The following is a 22,709-nucleotide window of genomic DNA, read 5'->3' on the forward strand; positions in this document are numbered from 1 at the left end:
GTGGGGTTTGCCCCACACCGCGCCGGTCGGGCGGCGTTGTGGTGGGGTTTGGCCACAACCCCCCAACGTTCCAGCCCCTCACGAGACCACCTGTTCGAGACGAGCGACGACCTGCTCGCGGATCGCGACAGGCTCGACCAGGACGACGTCGGGACCGTGTGAGAGGACCTCGTCGGCCAGGCCCTGGGTGGGCCTGACGAGCACGAGGCGGTCCCATCCGGTGCGGGCGTCGGGGCCCTCGACCCCGACCTCGATCCGCTCGGCGGCCCGGCGCAGACCGTGGCCCGCCCCCTTCCGCACCAGCAGCACGGCGGTCGTGTTCGGCATCGGGGGCGCCATCCGGCGGGCGATCGCGCGCACGTCGGTCTCGGGCGGCACGTCGTAGGCGCGGGGCGGGCCGACCAGCTTGACCTCGCCCTGGACCCGGGACAGACGGAAGACGCGCTCGGCGGCTCGGTCGGCGTCGTACCCCACGAGGTACCAGCGACCCGAGTAGCGCACGACTCCCCACGGCTGGACCCGCCGACGCATCGGGGCGTCGGCGTCCGGGCGCTGGTAGTCGAACTCGATGGCGTTGCGCTCGCAGACCGCCACCCAGCACGCCTCGAACGCCGGCTCCTCCGCGGTCAGCAGCGGCCGGGCGATCTCGAGGGCGTCGAGGTCGACGTCGATCCCGGCGGCGGTCAGCTTGCGCACGGCGTCGGTCGTGGCCTGCGCCATCGTCGCGTGCTGCCACACCCGCGAGGCGATGCCGACCACGGCCGCCTCCTCGGGCGTGAGCTCCACGTCGGGCAGCGCGAACGCCTCGGGAGGGATCCGGTAGCCGACCTCGTCCTCGAAGAGCGGGTCGATGGTCGCGACCTCGACGGGTACGCCGAGGCTGCGCAGCTCCTCCTTGTCCCGCTCGAACATCTTCTCGAAGGCGTCCGGGCGGGAGTCCGGGTACAGCAGCTCGCGGATCCGCTCCTTGGCGATCGGTCGGCGCTGCACCAGGAGCATGATCAGCAGGTTGAGAAGGCGCTCACTCTTCGGTGCTGGCATCCGTGCTCGGCTCGGCGGCGGGAGTGGTGGCCCCCTCGGTCGGGGTGGCGCCATCGGTCGGCGCGGCGCCGTCGGTCGGCGCCGGCTCCGGCTGGGGCGGGGTGTCGGCGGCGTCGAGGATGTCGACGACGAAGTACAGCGTCGAGTTGGCCGGGATGTTGTCGCCCTGCGCCTTGTCGCCGTAGCCGAGCTTCGGCGGGATCTGGATCAGCACGCGGCTGCCGACCGGCAGGCCGACGAGGGCCTTCGACCAGCCCTTGACGACCGAGGCGTCCTTGCCGCCCACGACCGCCTCGAGGCCACGGCCGACGGCGTAGCTGGAGTCGAATGGCTTCTCGCCGCCCGGGATCTGACCGAGGTAGCTGGCCAGGATCGTCTGGCCGGAGGCCACGACCGGGCCGGTGCCCTTGGTCAACGTCGCGACCTCGAGGTCGCCGCTGGGCTCGGGGACACCGGTGAAGTCGAGGCTGGCAGGCAGGCCGGCATCCTCGACGATCTTCGGCGCCCAGCGCGGGGCGGGCTCCTCGGTGCCCTCCGGCCCGGCGACTGCGGTGATGTCGGCGACGAACAGCAGGCCGTCCTCGTTGCCGATGTCGAGACCGGCGAGCAGACTGGCGGCCTGGCTGCCCAGGTAGCCGCCGAACGCGATGTCGCTGCCGACGGTCACGGCGAGTCGGCTGCCGACCTTCTGTCCGGCCTTGATCTGGTCGGCGAAGCCGAGGGAGAGCAGGTCGGTGAGCGTCTGCGGCTCCTTGTCGGTGCCGACCTTCACCAGCGTGCTGAGCGAGGTCTTGGCGTAGCTGTCGTACGCGACCTTGTGTGTCCAGCCGTCGGCGAGGGTGAACTCGACACGGACGACGTCGTCCTTCTTCAGCGCGGCGCCGTCGCCCTCGGTGATCACCTTGGCCGCCGGCTTCCCGGCCGTCATCACCGACTTCCAGTCCAGCTTCGGAGCCTCGCCGACCGGGCCACTGATCGTGACGGCGTCGAGGCCCTTGGCCGTGTCGGAGTCCGAGCCGCCGCACGCCGCGAGCGCGAGGCTCGCCGGCAGCAGGGTCGTGAGGAGGAGCATCGAAGGTCGTCGCAGGCGCTTCAGCACGCGCAAACCCTACCGAGTGCCCGAAGGCTGTGCGTCACATGCCGTCGATCAGGCGTTGCACCCGTTCGTCGTACGCCCGGAAGGGGTCCTTGCACAGCACGGTGCGCTGCGCCTGGTCGTTGAGCTTGAGGTGCACCCAGTCGACGGTGAAGTCCCGGCGGCGCTCCTGGGCGCGGCGGATGAACTCGCCCCGCAGCCGGGCGCGGGTGTTCTGTGGCGGCACCGACTTGGCCTCGAAGATCTTGAGGTCGCTGCTCACGCGGGCGACCGCGCCGCGCTTCTCCAACAGGTAGTAGAGGCCGCGGCCGCGGTGGATGTCGTGGTAGGCGAGGTCGAGCTGGGCGACCCGCGGGTGGCTCAGCGGGATGCCGTGCTTGGCGCGGTAGCGGTCGATCAGCTTCCACTTGATGACCCAGTCGATCTCACGGTCGACCAGCCCCAGGTCGTCGGACTCGACGGCCTTCAGGCCCCTCTCCCACAGGTCGAGGGAGCGCTCGATGACCGGCGTCGAGATGCCGCGGCGGTCGACGAAGTCGCGCGCCTTGGCGAGGTACTCGCCCTGGATGTCGAGGGCGCTGGCCTCGCGGCCGTTGGCGAGGCGGATCTTGCGGCGCCCGGTGACGTCGTGGGAGATCTCCCGGATCGCTCGGATCGGGTTCTCCATCGTGAGGTCGCGCATCACCACCCCCTCTTCGATCATCCGCAGCACCAGGTCGCAGGAGGCGACCTTGAGCATCGTCGTCGTCTCGCTCATGTTGGAGTCACCGACGATGACGTGCAGGCGGCGGTACTTCTCGGCGTCGGCGTGCGGCTCGTCGCGGGTGTTGATGATCGGGCGGCTGCGCGTGGTCGCGCTGCTCACGCCCTCCCAGATGTGCTCGGCACGCTGGCTGACCGAGTAGCTGGTGCCCCGCGGCGTCTGGGTGACCTTGCCCGCGCCGACGATGATCTGCCGGGTCACCAGGAACGGGATGAGGACGTCGGCGAGGCGGCTGAACTCACCCGCCCGGCTCACGAGGTAGTTCTCGTGACAGCCGTAGGAGTTGCCGGCCGAGTCGGTGTTGTTCTTGAACAGGTAGATCTCGCCGGCGATGCCCTCGTCGTGGAGTCGCTGCTCGGCGTCGAGCAGCAGTCCCTCGAGGACCCGCTCCCCTGCCTTGTCGTGCGTGACCAGCTCGGTGACGTCGTCACACTCGGGCGTGGCGTACTCCGGGTGGCTGCCGACATCGAGGTAGAGCCGGGCGCCGTTGCGCAGGAAGACGTTGCTGCTGCGGCCCCAGCTCACGACCTTGCGGAACAGGTACCGCGCGACCTCGTCCGGACTGAGCCGTCGCTGTCCGCGAAACGTGCACGTGACGCCGTACTCGTTCTCGATCCCGAAGATCCGACGGTCCATGTATGCACATTACTGCTGTGCTGTCTGCCGGGTACCGAACCAGCATGAACGCACCCAACGAGTTCGCCCCCCGCCCTTCGACGAGCGCACCGGTGTGGTTCGAGCGAACTCGGCCGGGTCCCTTCCCACGGCTCGCCGGCCGGGCGTCGTACGACGTGGTCGTGGTCGGTGGCGGACTCTGTGGACTCCTGGTCGCGCTGCTCCTGGCGCGGGGCGGTCGATCCGTCGCCGTGCTCGAGGCGCGTCGCATCGGCGCCGGGACCTCGGGGCACACCACGGGCAAGGTGAGCCTGCTGCAGGGCACCAAGATGAGCCGGGTCCTGCGCCGCAACCCGCCCTCGGTCGCCCGCGCGTACGTCGACGCCAGCCGTGAGGGCCAGGCGTGGCTGCAACGCTTCTGCCGCGACCACGGCGTCGTGACCGAGACCCGGCACGCGACGACCTACGCCACGACGCGCGTCGGTCTGCTGCGCGCCGAGGGTGAGCTGGCTGCGGCGCGGACCGCCGGACTGCCGGTGGAATGGACGCGCGACACCGAGCTCCCGTTCCCCGTGCTGGGGGCCGTGCGGCTCGCCGGGCAGTTCCAGGTCGACGCGATGGAGCTGCTGTGCGCGGTGGTCGACGCGGCCGCTGCGGAAGGTGCGGTCCTCCACGAGGCCTCGCGGGTCGTGGCGATCGAGCGCCGCGACGACGGTGCCGTCGTCCGCACCGACGGCGGCGAGGTGCGCGCCGGCGCCGTGGTGGTGGCGACGAACCAGCCGGTGCTGGTCGGCGGCGGCTTCTTCGCCCGGTTGCAGCCCCAGCGGTCCTACGCCGCGACCCTGGCGACGGACTGGAGGCCGCGCGGCATGCACCTGTCCGCCGACCTGCAGACCCGGTCGCTGCGGTCGGTCCGCACGGCGTCCGGTGAAGAGCTGCTCATGGTGGGCGGCTCCGGGCACGTGACCGGTCGCGGCTCAGCGGTCGAGCGGCTCGACCGTCTTCTCGACTGGGCGTTGGCCACGTTCCCAGGAGCCGAGATCCAGCACACCTGGTCCGCCCAGGACCAGTCACCGGTCGACGGGCTCCCGTACGTCGGCCCTGCCGTCCCCGGCAACCACCGGGTCCAGGTGGTGACCGGCATGGACAAGTGGGGGCTCAGCACGGCCCCGGCGGCCGCGCTGCTCATCGCCGCCGACCTCCTCGGCGGCGAGATCCCCGCCTGGGGCCGGGCGCTACGGAGCTGGACGCCCAGGGAGGTCCTGGCCGCCGGCCGGGCGCTCGCCGTCAACGCCGAGGTCGGCTGGCAGATGGCGTGTGGACACGCCGGCCGGCTGTTCGCCAGCAACCGACCGCCGCTGTGCACCCACCTCGGCGGCGTGCTGACCTGGAACGAGGCCGAGGACTCCTGGGACTGTCCGCTCCACGGCTCCCGGTTCGCCCCGGACGGGAAGGTGTTGGAGGGTCCGGCAACGCAGCCCTTCCGGTGACCTCTGCTGCGGTTTGGTCCCAAACCGCAGCATTTCGGACCTGGATCATGCGGTTCGTGCCCAACCGACGGGGTTGGTCGAGCGGTACCAGCGGTTCATGACCCGGTCGCGGCCGACCGCGGAGTAGAACGAGTCGTCGATCAGGGCGCGCCATCTCCGCAACCGCTCGGCCTGGTGGGGGCGTCCGAGGAGCCGGTCCAGCTCGTGCATCAAGGTGGCGGCGTGGTTGAGCAGGTCGTCGAGGGTGTAGCCGCGCCGGACGTACTCGGTGCTGGCAATGGCCCGCTCGCGCCGAAGGTCGCGCCGGTGTACGGACGGTTCGCGGTGGATCGCGCCGTCGTACTCATGCAGGTTCCGCGTGCCGAGGACGACCAGGTCCGCTCGGCAGATCCACCGTCCGCCGTCGTAGATGTCGACCTGGGACGCTGTTGCGATGTCCATGGTGTCGTGGAACTTGCGCAGCAAGGTCTCGCCGGCGGACTCCGCCTGCGCGTCGCGGCCTTCCCACACACGCCGCAGACGCCTGGTGCCCGGTCGCTTCGAGGCGAGCACTCGTTGGATGGCGGCATCATCGACGTGGCCGTGTCGAACGGCTGAGTCCAGCATGATCGCAAGATCGATGTCGCCGAGGTCGCGGGCAGCCCTCAGCAGGATCTCCGCCGGTTCGTCGACGGGCAGCCCATGAACGAGCCGCGGCGACGACTGATGGGTGAGCCGGGAGCAGATGAGCCCAGGACGCCGCGGCCGTCGCTGGCCCCGGACGGCCGCGAAGTGCGGGACCTGCGCGGGCAGGGACGGCAGCCGCCATCCCAACAGACGACCGCCAGTCACGTGCGTGAAGACGGCGTCGGATGGCAGCACGAGGAGCAGTGCGCTGAGGTCGCGGATGAAGTTGTCCCACGGGCCCAGATCGGTTGTCTCGAGTCGGTAGAGACCGTGCGACACCCGCTGGTGACCCGCGGCGCGGACCTCGCCGCGGATCGCACCATCTGACCCGATCTCCATGGCGAAAGGGTCCGCTGACCTCGCACGGCAGGCAAGCGGCGGCCCCGGGCCTGTGGAAAGCCGGTGTGCCCGCGCGTCCGGTCCGACACCGATTGGTCAAAGACCGCAGCTCGGCGGGCCAGATCGTTGCGGTTTGGGACCAAACCGCAACGACCGGCGGACCACGACCTACAGCGGCGGGGCGACCGGCGGCTCACCCGAAGACGGTTCGCCGTTGGTCGGGTTCTCGAGCGGCGCGACGTGGCCGGAGACCTGGTCGGTGGGGTCGCTGGGGTCGTCGGTGCTCGAGGTGGTCGCACCCGCGCCGGGGGCGCCGTCGTCGGGGAGCGGCGCGGCGTGCTCGGGTTTGCCGCGGGGGCCGAGGAGCTCTGCGACCCGGGCGGGGCGCAGCCGCGAGAACTTCCGTGGCTGGGTGCGGGTGCGGTCGAGCACCGCGACCTCGAGGTCCTCGACGGGGATGACACGGTCGCCCTCGCCGGTGTGGCCGAGCGCGGCGACCGCCACGCCGAGGGCCTCGCTGAGCGAAGCGCCGGCGGCATAGTTCGAGGTCAGGTACGACGTCACGGTCTCGCTGTCGCCACCCATCACCGCGAAGCCGTGCTCGTCGGCGACCCGGCCCTCGTAGGTGAGGCGGTAGATCTGGTCGTCGGCGGCGGTGGCGCCGACCTCGGCGACGAAGATCTCGACCTCGTACGGCTTCTCGCCGCCCGAGGAGAAGATCGTGCCGAGGGTCTGCGCGTAGGCGTTGGCCAGGCCGCGACCGGTGACGTCACGACGGTCGTAGGCGTAGCCGCGCATGTCGGCGAGCCGGACCCCGGCGATGCGGAGGTTCTCGAACTCGTTGTAGCGGCCGACCGCGGCGAACGCGAGCCGGTCGTAGAGCTCGGACACCTTGTGCAGCGCCTGCGAGGGGTTCTCGGTGACGAGGAGGACGCCGTCGGCGTACTGCACCGCTGCGAGGGACCGGCCGCGGGCGATGCCCTTGCGGGCGAAGTCGGCCCGGTCCTTCATCAGCTGCTCGGGCGAGACGTAGAAGGGGGTGCTCATCTCAGGCCTCCTGCCCCGCGCCCGGCAGGGCTGCGAGCGGTCCGTCGGGTCGGTCCATGCGGGCGCCCACGACCTGGTCGGCGAGCGAGCCGATGGCGGCGTCGGCGAGCTGGACGGCGCCGTCGGCGGTCACGACCCACACGATCGGGAAGATCCGGCGGGTCAGGTCGGGGCCGCCGGTGGCGGAGTCGTCGTCGGCGGCGTCGTAGAGCGCCTGCAGGCAGACCCGGACGGCGTCGTCGGGCGAGAGGTCGTCGCGGTACAGCTTCTTCAGCGCGCCGCGGGCGAACAGCGAGCCCGACCCGACCGTGAAGAAGGACGCCTCCTCGTGGCGGCCGCCGGTGACGTCGTACCCGAAGATCCGGCCGGTGCCGCTGTCGAGGTCGTAGCCCGCGAACATGGGGACCACGGCCAGGCCCTGCATCGCCATGCCGAGGTTGGCGCGGATGAGCGCGGAGAGCCGGTTGGCCTTGCCGTCGAGGGACAGGATCGAGCCCTCGATCTTCTCGTAGTGCTCGAGCTCGACCTGGAACAGCCGGACCATCTCGACGGCGAGGCCGGCGGTGCCGGCGATGCCGACCACGGAGTACTCGTCGGCCGGGAAGACCTTCTGGATGTCGCGCTGGGCGATGACGTTGCCCATCGTGGCGCGGCGATCGCCGGCCATCACGAGACCACCGGGGAAGGTCACCGCGACGATGGTGGTGCCGTGCGGCGCGATCTCTGCGGCGCTGCCGGCGGGCAGCGAGCGGCGAGCCGGCAGCAGGTCAGGCGCGTTCTCGGCCAGGAAGTCGCTGAACGAGGAGGTGCCAGGGCGCAGGAAAGCACCCGGGATGCGTGCGTCGTTCATCGGGGACTACTCGCCGCCCTTCTGGATGAACGACTTCACGAAGTCCTCTGCGTTGGTCTCGAGGACGTCGTCGATCTCGTCGAGGATCGCGTCGACGTCGTCGTCGAGGGCCTCCTTGCGCTCGGCCACGGCGGACTCGGGGGCGACCTCGGTCGTCTCCTCGGTCTCGTCGGACTTGCGCGGCTGCTTCTGGTCCTGGGCCATGACGCCAGCCTAGCCAGTCAGCGGCTGAGCGCGCGGACCAACTCCTCAGCGGTGGAACACCGATCGATGAGCTCGCCGACGTGGGCCTTGCTGCCGCGCAGCGGATCGATCGTCGGGACCCGCTGGAGCGACTCGCGTCCGGGCAGGTCGAAGATGACCGAGTCCCAGGACGCCGCGGCGATGTCGGGGGCGTACTTCTCCAGGCAGCGGCCCCGGAAGTAGGCACGGGTCTGCTCCGGCGGGTTGGTCATGGCGAGCTCGACCTCGTCGTCGGTGAGCAGCCGCTGGATCCGGCCGGCGCCGACGAGGCGGTGGTAGAGACCCTTCTCCGGACGGATGTCGGAGTACTGGTAGTCGATCAGCTGCAGCTTCGCGTCGTCCCAGGCGAGGCCGTCGCGCGAGCGGTACTGCTCGATCAGCTTGAGCTTGGCCACCCAGTCGAGCTGGTCGGCCAACGACATCGGGTCGGCCTCGAGGTGGCCGAGCACGTCCTCCCAGCGGGTGAGTACGTCGACCGTCTGGGGGTCCGCGTCCGCGCCGTAGCGGTCCTCGACGTACTTCTTCGCCAGGTCGAGGAACTCCAGCTGGAGCTGGACGCCGGTGAGCTTGCGACCGTCGGCCAGGGTGAGGGTCGTTCGGAGCGACGGGTCGTGGGAGACGGCGCGCAGCGAGGCGACCGGGGTGTCGACGGTGAGGTCGCGCGTGATGAAACGGTCCTCGATCATGGCGAGGACCAACGAGGTGGTGCCGACCTTGAGGTACGTCGCGATCTCGGAGAGGTTGGCGTCCCCGATGATGACGTGCAGCCGCCGGTAGCGCTCCGGGTCGGCGTGGGGCTCGTCGCGGGTGTTGATGATCGGCCGCTTCAGCGTGGTCTCGAGACCGACCTCGACCTCGAAGAAGTCGGCACGCTGGCTGATCTGGAAGCCGTGGTCGCGTCCGTCCTGGCCCTTGCCCACGCGGCCGGCACCGCAGAAGACCTGACGGCTGACGAAGAACGGCGTGAGGTGGCGGACGATGTCGCCGAAGGGCGTGGACCGGCGCATCAGGTAGTTCTCGTGCGCGCCGTACGACGCACCCTTGTTGTCGGTGTTGTTCTTGTAGAGCACGATCGCCGGGTTGCCGGGCAGCTGCTGCGCGCGGCGGGCGGCGTCGAGCATCACCTGCTCCCCCGCCTTGTCCCACCGGACGACGTCGAGCGGGGTGACCACCTCGGGCGTGGAGTACTCCGGGTGGGCGTGGTCGACGTAGAGCCGGGCACCGTTGGTGAGGATGACGTTGGCGAGGCCGAGGTCCTCGTCGGTGAGCTGGGTGGGGTCTGCGATCTGCCGCGACATGTCGAAGCCGCGGGCGTCGCGCAGCGGAGACTCCTCCTCGAAGTCCCAACGCGCCCGGCGGGCGCGGACGGTGGCCGACGCGTAGGCGTTGACGACCTGCGACGATGCCACCATCGGGTTGGCGGTCGGCTGGCCCTGGACCGAGATGCCGTACTCGACCTCGGTGCCCATCACGCGGCGCACGCTCATGCGTCAAGCCTACGGTGCGCGGCCGGCGCTGCGGTGGGATGACGGGCGGCGGTTCGGGTAGCGGACAGGCACGGGGTGAGGGGGCTCTGGTGCAGCAGGAGGCGGAGCAGGCGGCGCGGGAGACGCGCGACCACCCGGCCGTCACCGGGGTGGCCCGGGCCGGCATGGCGGCGTACGGCGTCGTCTACGTGATCGTCGCCTGGCTGGCCGCCCACCTGGCGCTCCGCAGCCCCGAGGGCTCGGCGTCGGGGCAGGGTGCGCTGCGCCAGGTGCGGGAGCAGCCGATGGGGGCCGTCGTGCTGTGGCTGACCGCGATCGGCCTGAGCGGTCTCGTCGTCTGGGAGGTCGGCCAGGCGATCGGCGGTCACCGGGAGCAGGACGGCCTGCACCGTTGGGGAGCGCGAGCGGCGTCCGCCGGGCGCGGCATGGTGTTCGCGGTGCTCGCGGTACTGGCAGTCCGGGAGGCGAGCGGCCAGGGCGACTCGGGGGGCGGCGGGGTGACGGGCCGCCTGATGGGATGGAGCGCCGGCCCCGTGATCGTCGCGCTGATCGGCCTCGGGATCGCCGGCGTGGGCGTGTTCAGCATCGCGCACGCGGTGTCCGACAAGTGGCGGCGCGGCGTCGAGCCACGCGCCCGCGCGGGTGCGCTCGGGGACGTGGTGACCGTGCTCGCTCGCGTGGGCTTCGTGACCCGCGGCGTGGCGTTCTTGGTCCTGGCCGGGATGTTCGTATGGAGCGCGGTGACCCACGATCCGGAGAAGTCGGGCGGGCTCGACCAAGCCATCGTCCGGTTCCGGGACGAGCCCTACGGCCCGGCACTGATGCTTCTCCTCGTAGCGGGCCTCGGCTGCTACGGGGTGTTCCACGTCCTGCGCGCGTGCTTCTTGCGCCAGGACTGACACGACGGACCGGGCCCGCAGGCCCGGCCCGTCGGAACGTCAGCGGCTCTTCGCGACCTTGACGGCGGCGGTGACGCCGAGCGCGACGAGGGCGACGATGATGAGCTTCTTCATGGGGGGCTCCTCAGGAAGTGATGCGGACGGGGACGGGCCCCACCCTAGGCGAGCGGGCCAAGGCGGTCCTACAGGTACTGGCCCGTGTCGTTGACCGTGTCGATCGAGCGGCCCGGCTCGGTGCCCTGCTTGCCGGTGATGAGCGTGCGGATGAACACGATCCGCTCGCCCTTCTTGCCGGAGATCCGCGCCCAGTCGTCGGGGTTGGTCGTGTTGGGCAGGTCCTCGTTCTCCTTGAACTCGTCGACACAGGCCTGGAGGAGGTGGGACACCCGCAGGCCCTTCTGGTCGTGGTCGAGGAAGTCCTTGATGGCCATCTTCTTCGCACGGTCGACGATGTTCTGGATCATGGCGCCGGAGTTGAAGTCCTTGAAGTAGAGGACTTCCTTGTCGCCGTTCGCATAGGTGACCTCGAGGAAGCGGTTCTCCTCGGTCTCGGAGTACATCCGCTCCACGGTCGCCCGGATCATGCCGCCGACGGTCGCCTTGCGGTCGCCGTTGAACTCGGCGAGATCCTCGGCGTGCAGCGGCAGGTTCTGCGTGAGGTACTTGCTGAAGATGTCGCGCGCCGACTCGGCGTCCGGGCGCTCGATCTTGATCTTCACGTCGAGCCGGCCGGGCCGCAGGATCGCGGGGTCGATCATGTCCTCGCGGTTGGAGGCGCCGATGACCAGGACGTTCTCGAGCAGCTCGACGCCGTCGATCTCGCTGAGCAGCTGCGGGACGATGGTGTTCTCGACGTCGGAGGAGACCCCCGAGCCGCGGGTGCGGAACAAGGAGTCCATCTCGTCGAAGAAGACGATGACCGGCGTACCGGTGCTGGCCTTCTCCCGTGCCCGCTGGAAGACCAGCCGGATGTGGCGCTCGGTCTCGCCGACGTACTTGTTGAGCAGCTCGGGGCCCTTGATGTTGAGGAAGTACGACTTCCCCTCCTGGCCGGTCTTCGCGGCGACCTTCTTGGCCAGCGAGTTGGCGACCGCCTTCGCGATGAGCGTCTTGCCGCAGCCCGGAGGGCCGTAGAGCAGGATGCCCTTCGGCGGCTTGAGCTCGTGCTCGGCGAACAGCTCCGGGTAGAGGTACGGCAGCTCGACGGCGTCCTGGATCGCCTCGATCTGGCTGCCGAGGCCGCCGATGGTGTCGTAGGTGATGTCCGGGACCTCTTCGAGGACCAGCTCCTCGACCTCGGACTTCGGGACCTTCTCGTAGACGTAGCCGGCGCGGGAGTCGAGCAGCAGCGAGTCGCCGGCCCGCAGGGTCTCGGTGAGCAGCGGCTCGGCCATCCGCACCACGCGTTCCTCGTCGGCGTTCGCGATGACCAGGACGCGCTCGCCGTCGGCGAGGATCTCCTTGAGCATGACCACCTCGCCGACCGTCTCGTAGTCGAACGCGGCGACGACGTTGAGGGACTCGTTGAGCATGACCTCCTGCCCCCGCCGGAGCGCGTCGAGGTCGATGGTCGGGCTCGCCGTCACTCGCAGCTTGCGCCCGCCGGTGAACACGTCGACCGTGTCGTCCTCGTTGCGCTGCAAGAAGGTGCCGAAGCCGGCGGGCGGCTGGGCGAGCCGGTCGACCTCCTCCTTGAGCTTGAGAATCTGGTCGCGGGCGTCACGCAGCGTCCCGGCGAGGCGCTCGTTCTGAGCCGTCACGGCGGCCAGCGACCGTTGGGCCTCGGCGAGCCGGGCCTCGAGCGAACGGGCCGCACCGGTCGGGCTGTCGACCAGCCGCCGGCGCAGGTGGCCGACCTCCTCCTCGAGGTAGCGGACCTGGTCCTCGAGCTCCTCACGGCTCGGGGAGCGGTGTCCGCCCGTCGTGCCTTCACCCATGCTCGTCATGGCACACCTCCTTGATCCGACATTACTCGGGCCGGTGTTACAAGGAAGTGATTAACGCCCTTTGGGCACAAACACCATGTTTCGGTTGGGAATTGTTGCGGTTTGGGACCAAACCGCAACCTCCGGGAGCCGCACCGGAGCCGGCCGGACCTGCGACCGGTCAGTCCTCCGCGGGCATCTCGGGGACGCCGGGCGGGCGCGGACCGGTGTAGTCGGGGCCGTAGGCGCCGGGGGCGGGACGGCGCTTCTTGAGCGGCGCGCGCTCACCGGGAGCCATCCGGCGGGCGGTGACGAGGAAGGCCGTGTGGCCGATCATCTTGTGGCCGGGGCGGACAGCGAGGCCCTCGACGTGCCAGTCGCGGACGAGCGACTCCCAGGGAGCGGGCTCGGTGAAGCCGCCGTGGACCCGCACGGCCTCGACGAACTTGGAGAGCTGGGTGGTCGTGGCGACGTAGGCGCACACGATGCCGCCGGGCAGGAGCGCGTCGGCGGCGGCGTCGAGGCAGTCCCACGGCGCCAACATGTCGAGGATGATCCGGTCGCACCGCTCCCCCGACGCGGGCAGCGCCTCGGCCAAGTCGCCCAGGGTGAGCTTCCAGGCCGGGTGGTCGCCGCCGAAGAACTGGGTCACGTTGCGGCGGGCGACGTCGGCGAACTCCTCCCGGCGCTCGTACGACGACACGCGGCCGTAGGGCCCGACGGCACGCAGCAGCGAGCAGGTGAGCGCGCCGGAGCCGACGCCGGCCTCGACCACGTGGGCGCCCGGGAAGATGTCGGCCATCGCCACGATCTGGGCGGAGTCCTTGGGGTAGACGACCGCGGCGCCGCGCGGCATCGACACGACGAACTCGGAGAGCAGCGGGCGGAACACGAGGTACTCGCCGCCGACGGAGGAGGTGACCGCGAAGCCCTCCTCGCGGCCGATCAGGTCGTCGTGCTCGAGGTGGCCCTTGTTGGAGAAGAACCGCTTGCCGGGGACGAGCTCGAAGTTGTGCTTGCGGCCCTTGCCGTCGACCAGCCGGACCCACTCGCCTGCACGCAGGGGGCCGCGGTGGACGCCGGACCAGGCTTCGGGGGCAACGTCGCCGGCGGGGCTGTGGGGCGCATCGGTCACCGGCGCAATCTACCGGTTCACCGTCGGACGGCGCGGATCAGGTCGGTCGCCGCGAGGACGCCGTACACGCGGCCGTCGTCGTCGAGGAGGACGTACTCCGACGCCGGGGTCGACCGGACCTTGTCGAGCAGCGCGGCGCCGGTGATCCGAACGGGCAGGGTCAGGCCCGGTTCGAGGGTGCGGGCGACCGTCGAGACGGCGACCCACGGCGCCCGGTCCGCGGGTACGGCGCGCGCTGCGGTCTCGTCCACGACGCCCACCGGGCGGCCATCGGCGGTGGCGGTGACGATGCTGCCCGCACCGGACTCGCGGGCCTGGCGCATCGCCTCGGCGAGCGGGAGGTCGTCCGGGACGGTCAGCGCCCGGCGGGCCAGGTCGCTGGCGACCACCGCTGAGAACTGACGGGTGAGCCCGGCGACCGCGAGGGCCTGGCTGGCTCCCGACCACAAGAAGAGGGCGACGATCAGGAGGACGAACGGGTTGACCAGCGAACCGTCCCGCGAGGACCACAGGGCCCAGACCGCGACGAGGACGGCGGTGCCGCGGCCGGTCCAGGCGGCGACCGCCGTGCCGGTGTGGACCCGGCCGGTCATGGCCCACACGCCCGCCTTGAGGACCCGGCCGCCGTCGAGCGGGAGCCCGGGGACGAGGTTGAGGACGCCGATCATCAGGTTCGCGCCGGCGAGTCCCTCGATCACCAGGCGCAGCAGCCCCTCGGGCGTGACGAACCACGCGGCCAGCGCAGCCGCGCCGACCGCGATCGAGGTGATCGGCCCGACGACGGCGATCCAGAACTCCTGACGGGGCCGACGGGCCTCGCCCTCGATCGAGGTCGCGCCGCCGAGGAAGTGCAGCGTGATCGAGTGCACCGTGAACCCGAACCTACGGGCCACGACAGCGTGCGACGCCTCGTGCAGCAGGACGGCGAGGTAGAGCGCGATCGCGAAGGCGACGCCGACGACGTACGTCCACGCCCCGAGGCCGGGCTGGACCTGCTCGACGCGGGGGCTCATCACGATCGCGATCAGCGCGGCGATGAGGAACCAGGAGCTGGAGACGAGCACGTCGCTGCCGGCGATCCGGCCGATCCGGAACATGCCCCGCGGCACGGAGGCCCGCCCCCGGGCGGATCGCTGACTTGTCGACACATGACGAGGCTATCCGGGAACCGGCTGCCGGACGGCTCCGGCGGGTGTCGGAGGGCTGCCCTACTGTCGATCGCATGACGGCGACACCAGCAGCGGCCGGCATCGAGCCGGCGGATCCCTCGGAGCGGGGAGGGACCCGCGTCGACGGTGTCGCGGTGCTGGGTGCGTTGTCGCCCTCGCGCGTGGGCGACTTCCTCAACTGCCCGCTGCTCTACCGGTTCCGCAGCATCGACCGGCTCCCCGAGCCCGCCTCGCCTGCCGCCGTGCGCGGCACAGTGGTCCACCGGGTCCTCGAGCAGCTCTTCGACCTTCCGGCCGGTGACCGCACCCCGGAGCAGGCCGACCGGATGATCGTCCCCGCCTGGGAGGGGCTGCAGGAGATCGAGCCGGCCGTCGTCGCGATGTTCCCGCAGGACGGCCCGGAGATCGCGGAGTGGCTGGCCTCCTGTCACGACACGCTGGCGAAGTACTTCGATCTCGAGGACCCGACCCGGCTCGAGCCGGCCGAGCGGGAGCTGTACGTCGAGACGCTCACCGACGCCCGGCTGCTGCTGCGCGGGGTGATCGACCGGGTGGACGTCGCGCCCGACGGCGCGATCCGCGTGGTGGACTACAAGACGGGCCCCTCGCCGGACGAGATGTTCGAGGGCAAGGCCCTCTTCCAGCTCAAGTTCTACGCCCTCGTCCTGTGGCGGATGCGCGGTGTCGTCCCGAAGATGCTGCAGCTGGTCTACCTCGGCAACAGCGAGGTGCTGCGCTACGAGCCCGACGAGAGCGACCTGCTCGCCACCGAGCGCAAGGTGCTGGCGGTCTGGGACGCGGTCCGGGCCGCGACCGAGCGCCGGGCGTTCGAGGCGCGCAAGGGCGCCGGCTGCCGGTGGTGCGCCCACCAGGCGCTCTGCCCGGCGTACGGCGGCACGCCGCCGCCGTACCCGGTGCAGCCGATGCAGCCGGTGCAGCCGGAGCCGATCAGTCCCGGAGCAGCGAGCCCAGCTGCGTCGGGGTGATCCCCTCGAGGGTGTCGCGGAAGACGCGACCCGGGCCGGGTGGGACCGGCACGTGGTTGGGGACGACGAGGACCCGGCAGCCCGCTGCCGCGGCCGAGGTGGCGCCGGTCGGCGAGTCCTCGACGGCGACGCACTCGGCCGGGTCGACGCCGAGCGCGGCGGCCGCGGTGAGGTAGGCCTCGGGGTGGGGCTTGCCGTTGTCGACCATGTCGCCGGTGACGATCACCCGGAACATCTCGGGCGGCAGGTGTTCGAGGATCGGCGCGACGAAGCGCTGGTAGGACATGGTCACCAGCGCGCACGGCACGTCCGCGTCGTGCAGGGCGAGCAGCAGCTCCCGCGCGCCCGGGCACCACGGCACCGCGTGGCGGACCTGGGCAACGACGCCGTCGAGCAGCATCTCGACGACCTCCTCGGCGGACTGCGCGAGGCCCAGCTTGGTCTTGATGTACTCCCCCGACACGATCAGCTCGTTGCCGACCAGATGCATCGCGTCCTGGTGGGTCCAGGTGCCGCCGTACCGCTCGGCGATGGCCTGCTCGGTGGCCATCCAGTACGGCTCGGTGTCGACCAGGGTTCCGTCCATGTCCCACAGGACTGCCGCAGGCTTCACGACCGCATCGTGTCATGGCGGTCCCGACGGTCCGCGGGCGTCCCTGTCGTGGCTCTGCGCCGTCGGGACGAGTGAGCAGTGGCTCACCGCAGGGATCAGGGCGCGGTTCGGTTCCTGACGCCCTGACCCCGGCCGCTCAGCCGCTCAGTCCTCCGGGTCGTAGCCGAGGTTCGGCGAGAGCCAGCGCTCCGCCTCCTGGACCGTCCAGCCCTTGCGCTCGGCGTAGTCCGCGACCTGGTCGCGGCCCAGCCGCCCGACCACGAAGTACTGGGCGTCGGGATGGCTGTAATAGATGCCGGAGACGGACGCTCCGGGCCACATCGCCATCGACTCGGTGAGCTCGATGCCGGTGTTGGCCCGGACGTCGAGGAGCTCCCAGATGGTGCGCTTCTCGGTGTGGTCCGGGCAGGCCGGGTAGCCGGGGGCGGGCCGGATGCCGGTGTACTTCTCGGCGATCAGGTCCTCGTTGCTCAGCTGCTCCTGCGGAACGTGCGCCCAGAACTCGGTGCGCACCCGCTGGTGCAGGCGCTCGGCGAACGCCTCGGCGAGCCGGTCGGCGAGCGCCTCGAGCAGGATGGCGGAGTAGTCGTCGTGCTCGGCCTTGAACTCCATGATCCGCTCGGTGGTGCCGATGCCGGCGGTGACCGCGAACGCGCCGACCCAGTCGCCGCCGCCGGCGAGGTCGCTCCCGATCGGGGCGACGTAGTCGGCGAGCGAGCGGTTCGGGACGCCCTCCCGGTGCTGGCCCTGCTGGCGCAGCTGGTGCAACGTCGCCCGGACCGCCGCCCGCGAGTCGTCCTCGTAGACCAGGACGTCCTCGCCGTTGCTCGCGGCAGGGAACAGGCCGTAGACGCCGTTGGCCGTCAGCCACTTCTCGGCGACCAGCTTGTCGAGCATGACCTGCGCGTCGTCGTACAGCCTGCGCGCGGCCTCGCCGTGGGTGGGGCTGTTGAGGATGTCGGGGAACTTGCCCTTCATCTCCCAGGCGTTGAAGAACGGCTGCCAGTCGATGTAGTCGCGCAGCTCGGTGAGGTCGTAGTCGGCGAGGACATGGACTCCCGGGCTGCGCGGCTGCGGCGGAGCGTAGCCGTCCCAGTCGACCGGCGACCTGTTGTCCTGCGCCGCCGCGAACGACAGCTGGGGACGCTCGGACTTCTGCGAGTGGCGGGCGCGCAGCGCGTCGTAGTCGGCCTGGGTCGCCTCGAGCAGCGCGGGGCGCTGCTTGTCGTCGAGCAGGGCGGCGGCCGTCGGGACGGACCGGGAGGCGTCCTTGACCCAGACCACCGGGCCGTCGTACTTCCGGTCGATCTTCACCGCGGTGTGCGCGCGCGAGGTCGTCGCCCCACCGATGAGCAGCGGGATGTCGAGGCCGAGGCGCTGCATCTCGGTCGCGAAGCCGACCATCTCGTCGAGGCTGGGCGTGATCAGGCCGGACAGGCCGATGATGTCGGCGCCGACCTCCTTGGCCGTGTCCAGGATCTTCTGGGCCGGCACCATCACGCCCAGGTCGATGACCTCGTAGTTGTTGCACGACAGCACGACCCCGACGATGTTCTTGCCGATGTCGTGGACGTCGCCCTTGACCGTCGCGAGCACGATCGTGCCGTTGGTGTCCTTGCTGTTGGCCAGCTCGGGGTTGTTGGCCTTCTCCTCCTCGATGAAGGGGATCAGGTAGGCCACGGCCTTCTTCATCACGCGCGCCGACTTCACGACCTGCGGCAGGAACATCTTGCCGGCGCCGAACAGGTCACCGACGACGTTCATCCCGTCCATCAGGGGACCCTCGATCACCTCGATCGGGCGGCCGCCGCGGGAGGCGATCTCCTGACGCAGCTCCTCGGTGTCGCCCTCGACGAAGCCGTCGATGCCCTTGACCAGGGCATGGGTGATCCGCTCGCCCACGGGCAGCGAGCGCCACTCCTCCGCGGCGGCCTCGACCTTCTCGCCCGTGCCGCGGTGGGCCTCGGCGAGCTCGAGCAGCCGCTCGGTGGCTGCCAGCGAGTCGTCGGTCCGGTTGAGGACGACGTCCTCGATCGCGTCGCGAAGCTCGGGGTCGATCTCGCTGTAGGGCACCAGCGCGCCCGCGTTGACGATGCCCATGTCGAGGCCCGCCTCGATGGCGTGGAACAGGAACACCGCGTGGATCGCCTCGCGCACCGGGTTGTTGCCCCGGAAGCTGAAGGAGACGTTCGAGATGCCGCCGGACACCTTGGCACCGGGCAGGTTCTGCTTGATCCAGCGGGTGGCCTCGATGAAGTCCAGCCCGTACGTCGCGTGCTCCTCGATCCCCGTCGCCACGGCGAACACGTTGGGGTCGAAGATGATGTCCTCGGCCGGGAAGCCCACCTGGTCGACGAGGATCCGGTAGGCACGCTCGCAGATCGCCTTGCGGCGCTCGAGGTTGTCGGCCTGGCCGTCCTCGTCGAAGGCCATCACGACCGCGGCCGCGCCGTACTTCTTGCACAGGTTGGCCTGCTCGACGAACTTCTCCTCGCCCTCCTTCATGGAGATCGAGTTGACGATCGGCTTGCCCTGGACGCAGCGCAGGCCGGCCTCGATGACCTCCCACTTGGAGGAGTCGATCATCAGCGGCACGCGGCTGATGTCGGGCTCGCTGGCGATCAGCTTGACGAAGCGGTCCATGGCCGCGACGCCGTCGATCATGCCCTCGTCCATGTTGATGTCGATGACCTGTGCGCCGGCCTCGACCTGCTGCGCGGCGACCGACAGGGCGGTGTCGTAGTCGCCGTCCTTGATCAGGTTGCGGAAGCGCGCGGAGCCGGTGATGTTGGTGCGCTCACCGACGTTCACGAACAGGCTCTCGTCGGTGATCGTGAACGGCTCCAGGCCGGACAGACGCATCGCGGGCTCGTTGGTCACCGGCTGGCGGACCGCACGGCCCTCCATCCGGCGCGCGATCTCGGCGATGTGGTCCGGCGTGGTGCCGCAGCAGCCACCCACGATGTTGAGGAAGCCGGCCTCGGCGAACTCGACGAGGACGGCTGCGGTGTCGGCCGGGGCCTCGTCGTACTCACCGAAGGCGTTGGGCAGACCGGCGTTGGGGTACGCCGACACGAACGAGTCGGCGAGCCGCGACAGCTCGGCGATGTAGGGCCGCATCTCCTTGGCGCCGAGCGCGCAGTTGAGACCGACGGCCAGCGGCTGGGCATGGCGGACCGAGTCCCAGAACGCCTCGGTGACCTGGCCGGACAGTGTCCGGCCGGAGGCGTCGGTGATGGTGCCGGAGATGACGACCGGCCAGCGGCGGCCGGCCTGCTCGAAGAGCGTCTCCACGGCGAAGATCGCGGCCTTCGCGTTGAGCGTGTCGAAGATCGTCTCGATGAACAGCAGGTCGGAGCCGCCGTAGACCAGGCCGCGGGCAGCCTCGAGGTAGGCGTCGACGAGCTGCTCGTAGGACACGTTGCGCGCGCCCGGGTCGTTGACGTCGGGGCTGATCGACGCGGTGCGGGTCGTGGGACCGAGCGCGCCGGCGACGTACCGCGGGCGCCCGGTCGTGGCGGCCACCTCGTCGGCGATGCGGCGTGCCAGGCGGGCGGACTCGAGGTTGAGCTCGTAGGCCAGCGACTCCATGCCGTAGTCGGCGAGCGAGACGGCGTTGGAGTTGAACGTGTTGGTCTCGACGATGTCGGCGCCGGCGTCGAGGTACTCGCGGTGGATGCCGCCGATGATGTCCGGCTGCGTGATCGACAACAGGTCGTTGTTGCCGATCAGGTCGCTCGGCCACTCCTCGCGACTTGCGAAGCGCTCCCCGCGGTAGCCGGCCTCGTCGGGCCGGTCGCGCTGGATCGCGGTCCCCATCGCGCCGTCGAGGATGACGATGCGCTCATGGAGCAGCCGCGTGAGCTCCTCGGTCGCGTCGGGCCGCCACTGGGGGGTCGTGGCGTCGTGACCCGCGGTCTCGGACATGTCCCATCCTTCCTGTACGGAAGGCGTCCTTGGTTCATCGGCCGAGCGTGGCGGGCCGTCGATGGGTGACGGCCCGTTGCAACGCCTCTCGGCTGGTCCCGATGTTACCCGGGTTCGCTGACTAGGCTGGTCGAGTGATGGAGATCGAGACGGTCCCCGAGCTGGTCCGGCCCGTGGTGATCGCAGCGTTCGAGGGATGGAACGACGCCGCCGAGTCCGCGACCGCGGTCGTGGACCACCTGATGAAGGCGTGGGACGCGCGGGTCGTGGCAGCCATCGACCCCGACGACTACTACGACTTCCAGGTCAACCGGCCCACCGTGGGCATCGACGAGAGCGGCTTCCGCAAGCTGACCTGGCCGAGCACCCACATCGCCGTCGCCTCTCCCCCGGAGCTGGACCGCGACGTGATCCTGGTCCGCGGCATCGAGCCCAACATGCGCTGGCGCCAGTTCACCGCCGAGATCCTCGCCGCCATCGACGACCTCGGCTGCGAGCTGTTCGTGACCCTCGGCGCGCTGCTCTCCGACAGCCCGCACACCCGCCCGATCCCGGTGTCGGGGTCCACGACCGAGGCCGACCTGATGGACCGCCTGGTGCTCGAGCAGTCGACCTACGAGGGTCCGACCGGGATCGTCGGCGTCCTGCAGGACGCCTGCGCGCGGGTCGACATCCCGGCGGTGTCGTACTGGGCCGCCGTCCCCCACTACGTCGCCCAGCCGCCCTGCCCGAAGGCGACGCTCGCGCTGCTCACCCGGCTCGAGGACCTGCTCGAGAGCCCCATGCCGCTCGGTGACCTCCCCGACGAGGCGCGCGCCTGGGAGCGCGGCGTCGACGAGCTCGCCGAGGAGGACGAGGACATCGCCGACTACGTCCGCTCGCTGGAGGAGTCGCGCGACACCGCCGACCTGCCCGAGGCGTCGGGTGAGGCGATCGCCCGGGAGTTCGAGCGGTACCTCAAGCGGCGCGGCGAGGAGTCGTAGCCCGGTCGCTGAGGTCGGCGTCGCGTTGCGGTTTGGTCCCAAACCGCAACAACTCGAGCCGCTGAGCTGCAGTCTCTGCCCAATCGTCGACTGGTCAGACCAGCGTCACGGTGTCAGCATCCCGGTGCTGCGAGCCGAGTGAGGGACGACGTACGGCGCGGCGACCGCTACAGCGCGAGGCCGAGGGCGGCGTCCAGCACCGGCAGCAGGGCGACGGCCGCCTCGGGGTCGCTCGTGTCGGCGAGTCCGTCCGTGCCGAGGGTGGCGCGCACCCAGGCGTCGACCGCGGCCGTGGCGCGGGGCGCGTCGAGGTCGTCGGCGAGGGCGGCGAGGATCTCCTCGACCACCGGCGCGGCCGGCGCGCCGGCACCGAGGGCGAGGGCACGCCGCCAGGCGGCGACGTCGTCGACGGCCTGCCACAGGTGGGCGTCGGTCCACTCCCAGTCGGTGCGGTAGTGGTGACGCAGCAGCGCGAGCCGGATCGCCATCGGGTCGATGTCGCTGTTGCGCAGTGCGGAGACGAAGACGAGGTTGCCGAGCGACTTCGACATCTTCTCGCCGTCGTAGGCGACCATGCCGGCGTGGCTGTAGACCTTTGCGAACCGCTCGCCGGTCGCGACCTGCGCGTGGCTGGCGCACATCTCGTGGTGCGGGAAGACCAGGTCGCTGCCGCCGGCCTGGACCTCGAAGGCGCCGCCGAGGTGCTGCAGCGCGATGGCCGCGCACTCGATGTGCCAGCCGGGGCGGCCGAGACCCCACGGGCTCTCCCACGAGGGCTCTCCCTCGCGCTCACCGCGCCACACGACGCAGTCGAGCGGGTCCTTCTTGCCCTCGCGGTCCGGGTCACCGCCGCGCTCGGCGAAGAAGCGGAGCATGGTCTCGCGGTCGTAGTTGGACTCCTCCCCGAAGGCCGGGTCGGCCGCGACGGAGAAGTAGAGGTCCTGGTCGACGCGGTAGATCGAGCCGGCGGCGTCGAGGCGCTCGATGAGGTCGATCACCAGCGGGATCGACTCGACCGCACCGACGTACGCGACCGGCGGGAGGACCCGCAGGGCCTCCATGTCCTTGCGGAACAGCTCGGTCTCGCGCTCGGCCAGCTCGACCCAGTCGACGCCGACCTTGTCGGCGCGCTCGAGCAGCGGGTCGTCGACGTCGGTGACGTTCTGGACGTAGCGGACGTCGTGGCCGGCCGTGCGCCAGGCGCGGTTGAGCAGGTCGAAGGCGACGTAGGTGTTGGCGTGCCCGATGTGCGTGGCGTCGTACGGCGTGATGCCGCAGACGTAGAGGCGCGCGACCCCGTCGGGCCGGCTCTCGACCCTGCCGCCGGTGGCGGTGTCGTGGAGGACGACCTGGGGGCCGGTGACCGGGAGCTCCGGGAGGCCCGGTGCGTTCCATGCGCGCATGGCTCGATGTTAGGGGTTGGCACTCGACGAGT

Annotated in this window: 18 protein-coding genes and 1 riboswitch; of the genes, 4 read left to right on the forward strand and 14 right to left on the reverse strand. The window is 70.8% G+C overall.

The features are described from left to right. Positions 1-78 precede the first annotated feature (78 nt). The 3 genes from KU893_RS05835 to pafA are packed head-to-tail and all read right to left on the reverse strand — an operon-like array spanning position 79 to position 3,536. On the reverse strand, positions 79-1,041 hold the full coding sequence (locus KU893_RS05835; RefSeq protein WP_218233418.1) for a helix-turn-helix transcriptional regulator: 963 nt from the start codon (positions 1,039-1,041) through the stop codon (positions 79-81). Next, the gene (locus KU893_RS05840) at positions 1,022-2,140 is read right to left on the reverse strand and encodes an FKBP-type peptidyl-prolyl cis-trans isomerase (protein WP_218233419.1); all 1,119 of its coding nucleotides are present in this window, start codon (positions 2,138-2,140) and stop codon (positions 1,022-1,024) included. The genes KU893_RS05835 and KU893_RS05840 overlap by 20 nt, the downstream gene beginning before the upstream one ends. A 34-nt stretch (positions 2,141-2,174) precedes the next feature. After that, complete coding sequence (gene pafA, locus KU893_RS05845) at positions 2,175-3,536, reverse strand: Pup--protein ligase (RefSeq protein WP_218233420.1); 1,362 nt, start codon at positions 3,534-3,536, stop codon at positions 2,175-2,177. Between the two features lie 44 nt (positions 3,537-3,580). On the opposite strand from pafA, the gene KU893_RS05850 reads away from it, so the two are divergent. Beyond that, positions 3,581-5,005 (forward strand): FAD-dependent oxidoreductase, encoded by a 1,425-nt coding sequence (locus KU893_RS05850; protein WP_218233421.1) that lies wholly within the window; start codon positions 3,581-3,583, stop codon positions 5,003-5,005. A 45-nt stretch (positions 5,006-5,050) separates the two neighbouring features. Here the strand turns inward: KU893_RS05850 and KU893_RS05855 are convergent, their stop codons facing one another. The 5 genes from KU893_RS05855 to dop form a co-directional block, all read right to left on the reverse strand. Next, positions 5,051-6,010 (reverse strand): hypothetical protein, encoded by a 960-nt coding sequence (locus KU893_RS05855; protein ID WP_218233422.1) that lies wholly within the window; start codon positions 6,008-6,010, stop codon positions 5,051-5,053. Between the two features lie 168 nt (positions 6,011-6,178). After that, positions 6,179-7,057 carry a proteasome subunit alpha gene (gene prcA / locus KU893_RS05860; protein ID WP_218233423.1) on the reverse strand — a complete coding sequence of 293 codons (879 nt, stop codon included), beginning with the start codon at positions 7,055-7,057 and terminating at the stop codon, positions 6,179-6,181. A 1-nt stretch (position 7,058) separates the two neighbouring features. Continuing rightward, positions 7,059-7,907: a proteasome subunit beta gene (gene prcB, locus KU893_RS05865; RefSeq protein WP_218233424.1), complete on the reverse strand. Its 849-nt coding sequence runs from the start codon at positions 7,905-7,907 to the stop codon at positions 7,059-7,061. A gap of 6 nt (positions 7,908-7,913) precedes the next feature. Further along, on the reverse strand, positions 7,914-8,111 hold the full coding sequence (locus KU893_RS05870; protein WP_218233425.1) for a ubiquitin-like protein Pup: 198 nt from the start codon (positions 8,109-8,111) through the stop codon (positions 7,914-7,916). A 17-nt stretch (positions 8,112-8,128) separates the two neighbouring features. Further along, the gene (gene dop / locus KU893_RS05875; protein WP_246592064.1) at positions 8,129-9,637 is read right to left on the reverse strand and encodes a depupylase/deamidase Dop; all 1,509 of its coding nucleotides are present in this window, start codon (positions 9,635-9,637) and stop codon (positions 8,129-8,131) included. Positions 9,638-9,726: 89 nt separating this feature from the next. Here dop and KU893_RS05880 point away from each other — a divergent pair, with 89 nt between their 5' ends. Beyond that, entirely contained in the window at positions 9,727-10,536 is an 810-nt protein-coding gene (locus tag KU893_RS05880; RefSeq protein ID WP_218233426.1) for a DUF1206 domain-containing protein, read from the forward strand. A gap of 182 nt (positions 10,537-10,718) precedes the next feature. Here KU893_RS05880 and arc read toward each other — a convergent pair whose 3' ends face one another. From arc to KU893_RS05895, 3 genes are all read right to left on the reverse strand, one after another. Next, positions 10,719-12,482, reverse strand: coding sequence for a proteasome ATPase (gene arc, locus KU893_RS05885; protein WP_218233427.1), 1,764 nt, complete (start codon positions 12,480-12,482; stop codon positions 10,719-10,721). Positions 12,483-12,642: 160 nt separating this feature from the next. Then, positions 12,643-13,596: a tRNA (adenine-N1)-methyltransferase gene (locus tag KU893_RS05890; protein WP_308167182.1), complete on the reverse strand. Its 954-nt coding sequence runs from the start codon at positions 13,594-13,596 to the stop codon at positions 12,643-12,645. A gap of 17 nt (positions 13,597-13,613) precedes the next feature. Continuing rightward, positions 13,614-14,705, reverse strand: a complete 1,092-nt coding sequence (locus KU893_RS05895; RefSeq protein ID WP_257441514.1) for a site-2 protease family protein — start codon at positions 14,703-14,705, stop codon at positions 13,614-13,616. Positions 14,706-14,818: 113 nt separating this feature from the next. Between KU893_RS05895 and KU893_RS05900 the strand changes: the two genes are divergently transcribed. Further along, complete coding sequence (locus KU893_RS05900) at positions 14,819-15,751, forward strand: RecB family exonuclease (protein WP_218233428.1); 933 nt, start codon at positions 14,819-14,821, stop codon at positions 15,749-15,751. Here the strand turns inward: KU893_RS05900 and KU893_RS05905 are convergent. Next, the gene (locus KU893_RS05905; RefSeq protein ID WP_257441513.1) at positions 15,714-16,364 is read right to left on the reverse strand and encodes an HAD family hydrolase; all 651 of its coding nucleotides are present in this window, start codon (positions 16,362-16,364) and stop codon (positions 15,714-15,716) included. The two genes, KU893_RS05900 and KU893_RS05905, sit on opposite strands and share 38 nt — an antisense overlap. Before the next feature lie 144 nt (positions 16,365-16,508). Further along, entirely contained in the window at positions 16,509-20,291 is a 3,783-nt protein-coding gene (metH, locus tag KU893_RS05910) for a methionine synthase (RefSeq protein WP_218233429.1), read from the reverse strand. A 14-nt stretch (positions 20,292-20,305) separates the two neighbouring features. Next, positions 20,306-20,387: riboswitch (S-adenosyl-L-homocysteine riboswitch) on the reverse strand. A 41-nt stretch (positions 20,388-20,428) separates the two neighbouring features. Here metH and KU893_RS05915 point away from each other — a divergent pair. Beyond that, positions 20,429-21,274 (forward strand): PAC2 family protein, encoded by an 846-nt coding sequence (locus KU893_RS05915; protein WP_246592065.1) that lies wholly within the window; start codon positions 20,429-20,431, stop codon positions 21,272-21,274. Between the two features lie 167 nt (positions 21,275-21,441). Here KU893_RS05915 and mshC read toward each other — a convergent pair whose 3' ends face one another. Further along, positions 21,442-22,677, reverse strand: a complete 1,236-nt coding sequence (gene mshC, locus KU893_RS05920; RefSeq protein ID WP_218233431.1) for a cysteine--1-D-myo-inosityl 2-amino-2-deoxy-alpha-D-glucopyranoside ligase — start codon at positions 22,675-22,677, stop codon at positions 21,442-21,444. Positions 22,678-22,709: the final 32 nt, after the last annotated feature.

The sequence above is a fragment of the Nocardioides daeguensis genome, from assembly GCF_019192965.1.
Taxonomy (GTDB): Bacteria; Actinomycetota; Actinomycetes; order Propionibacteriales; family Nocardioidaceae; genus Nocardioides; species Nocardioides daeguensis.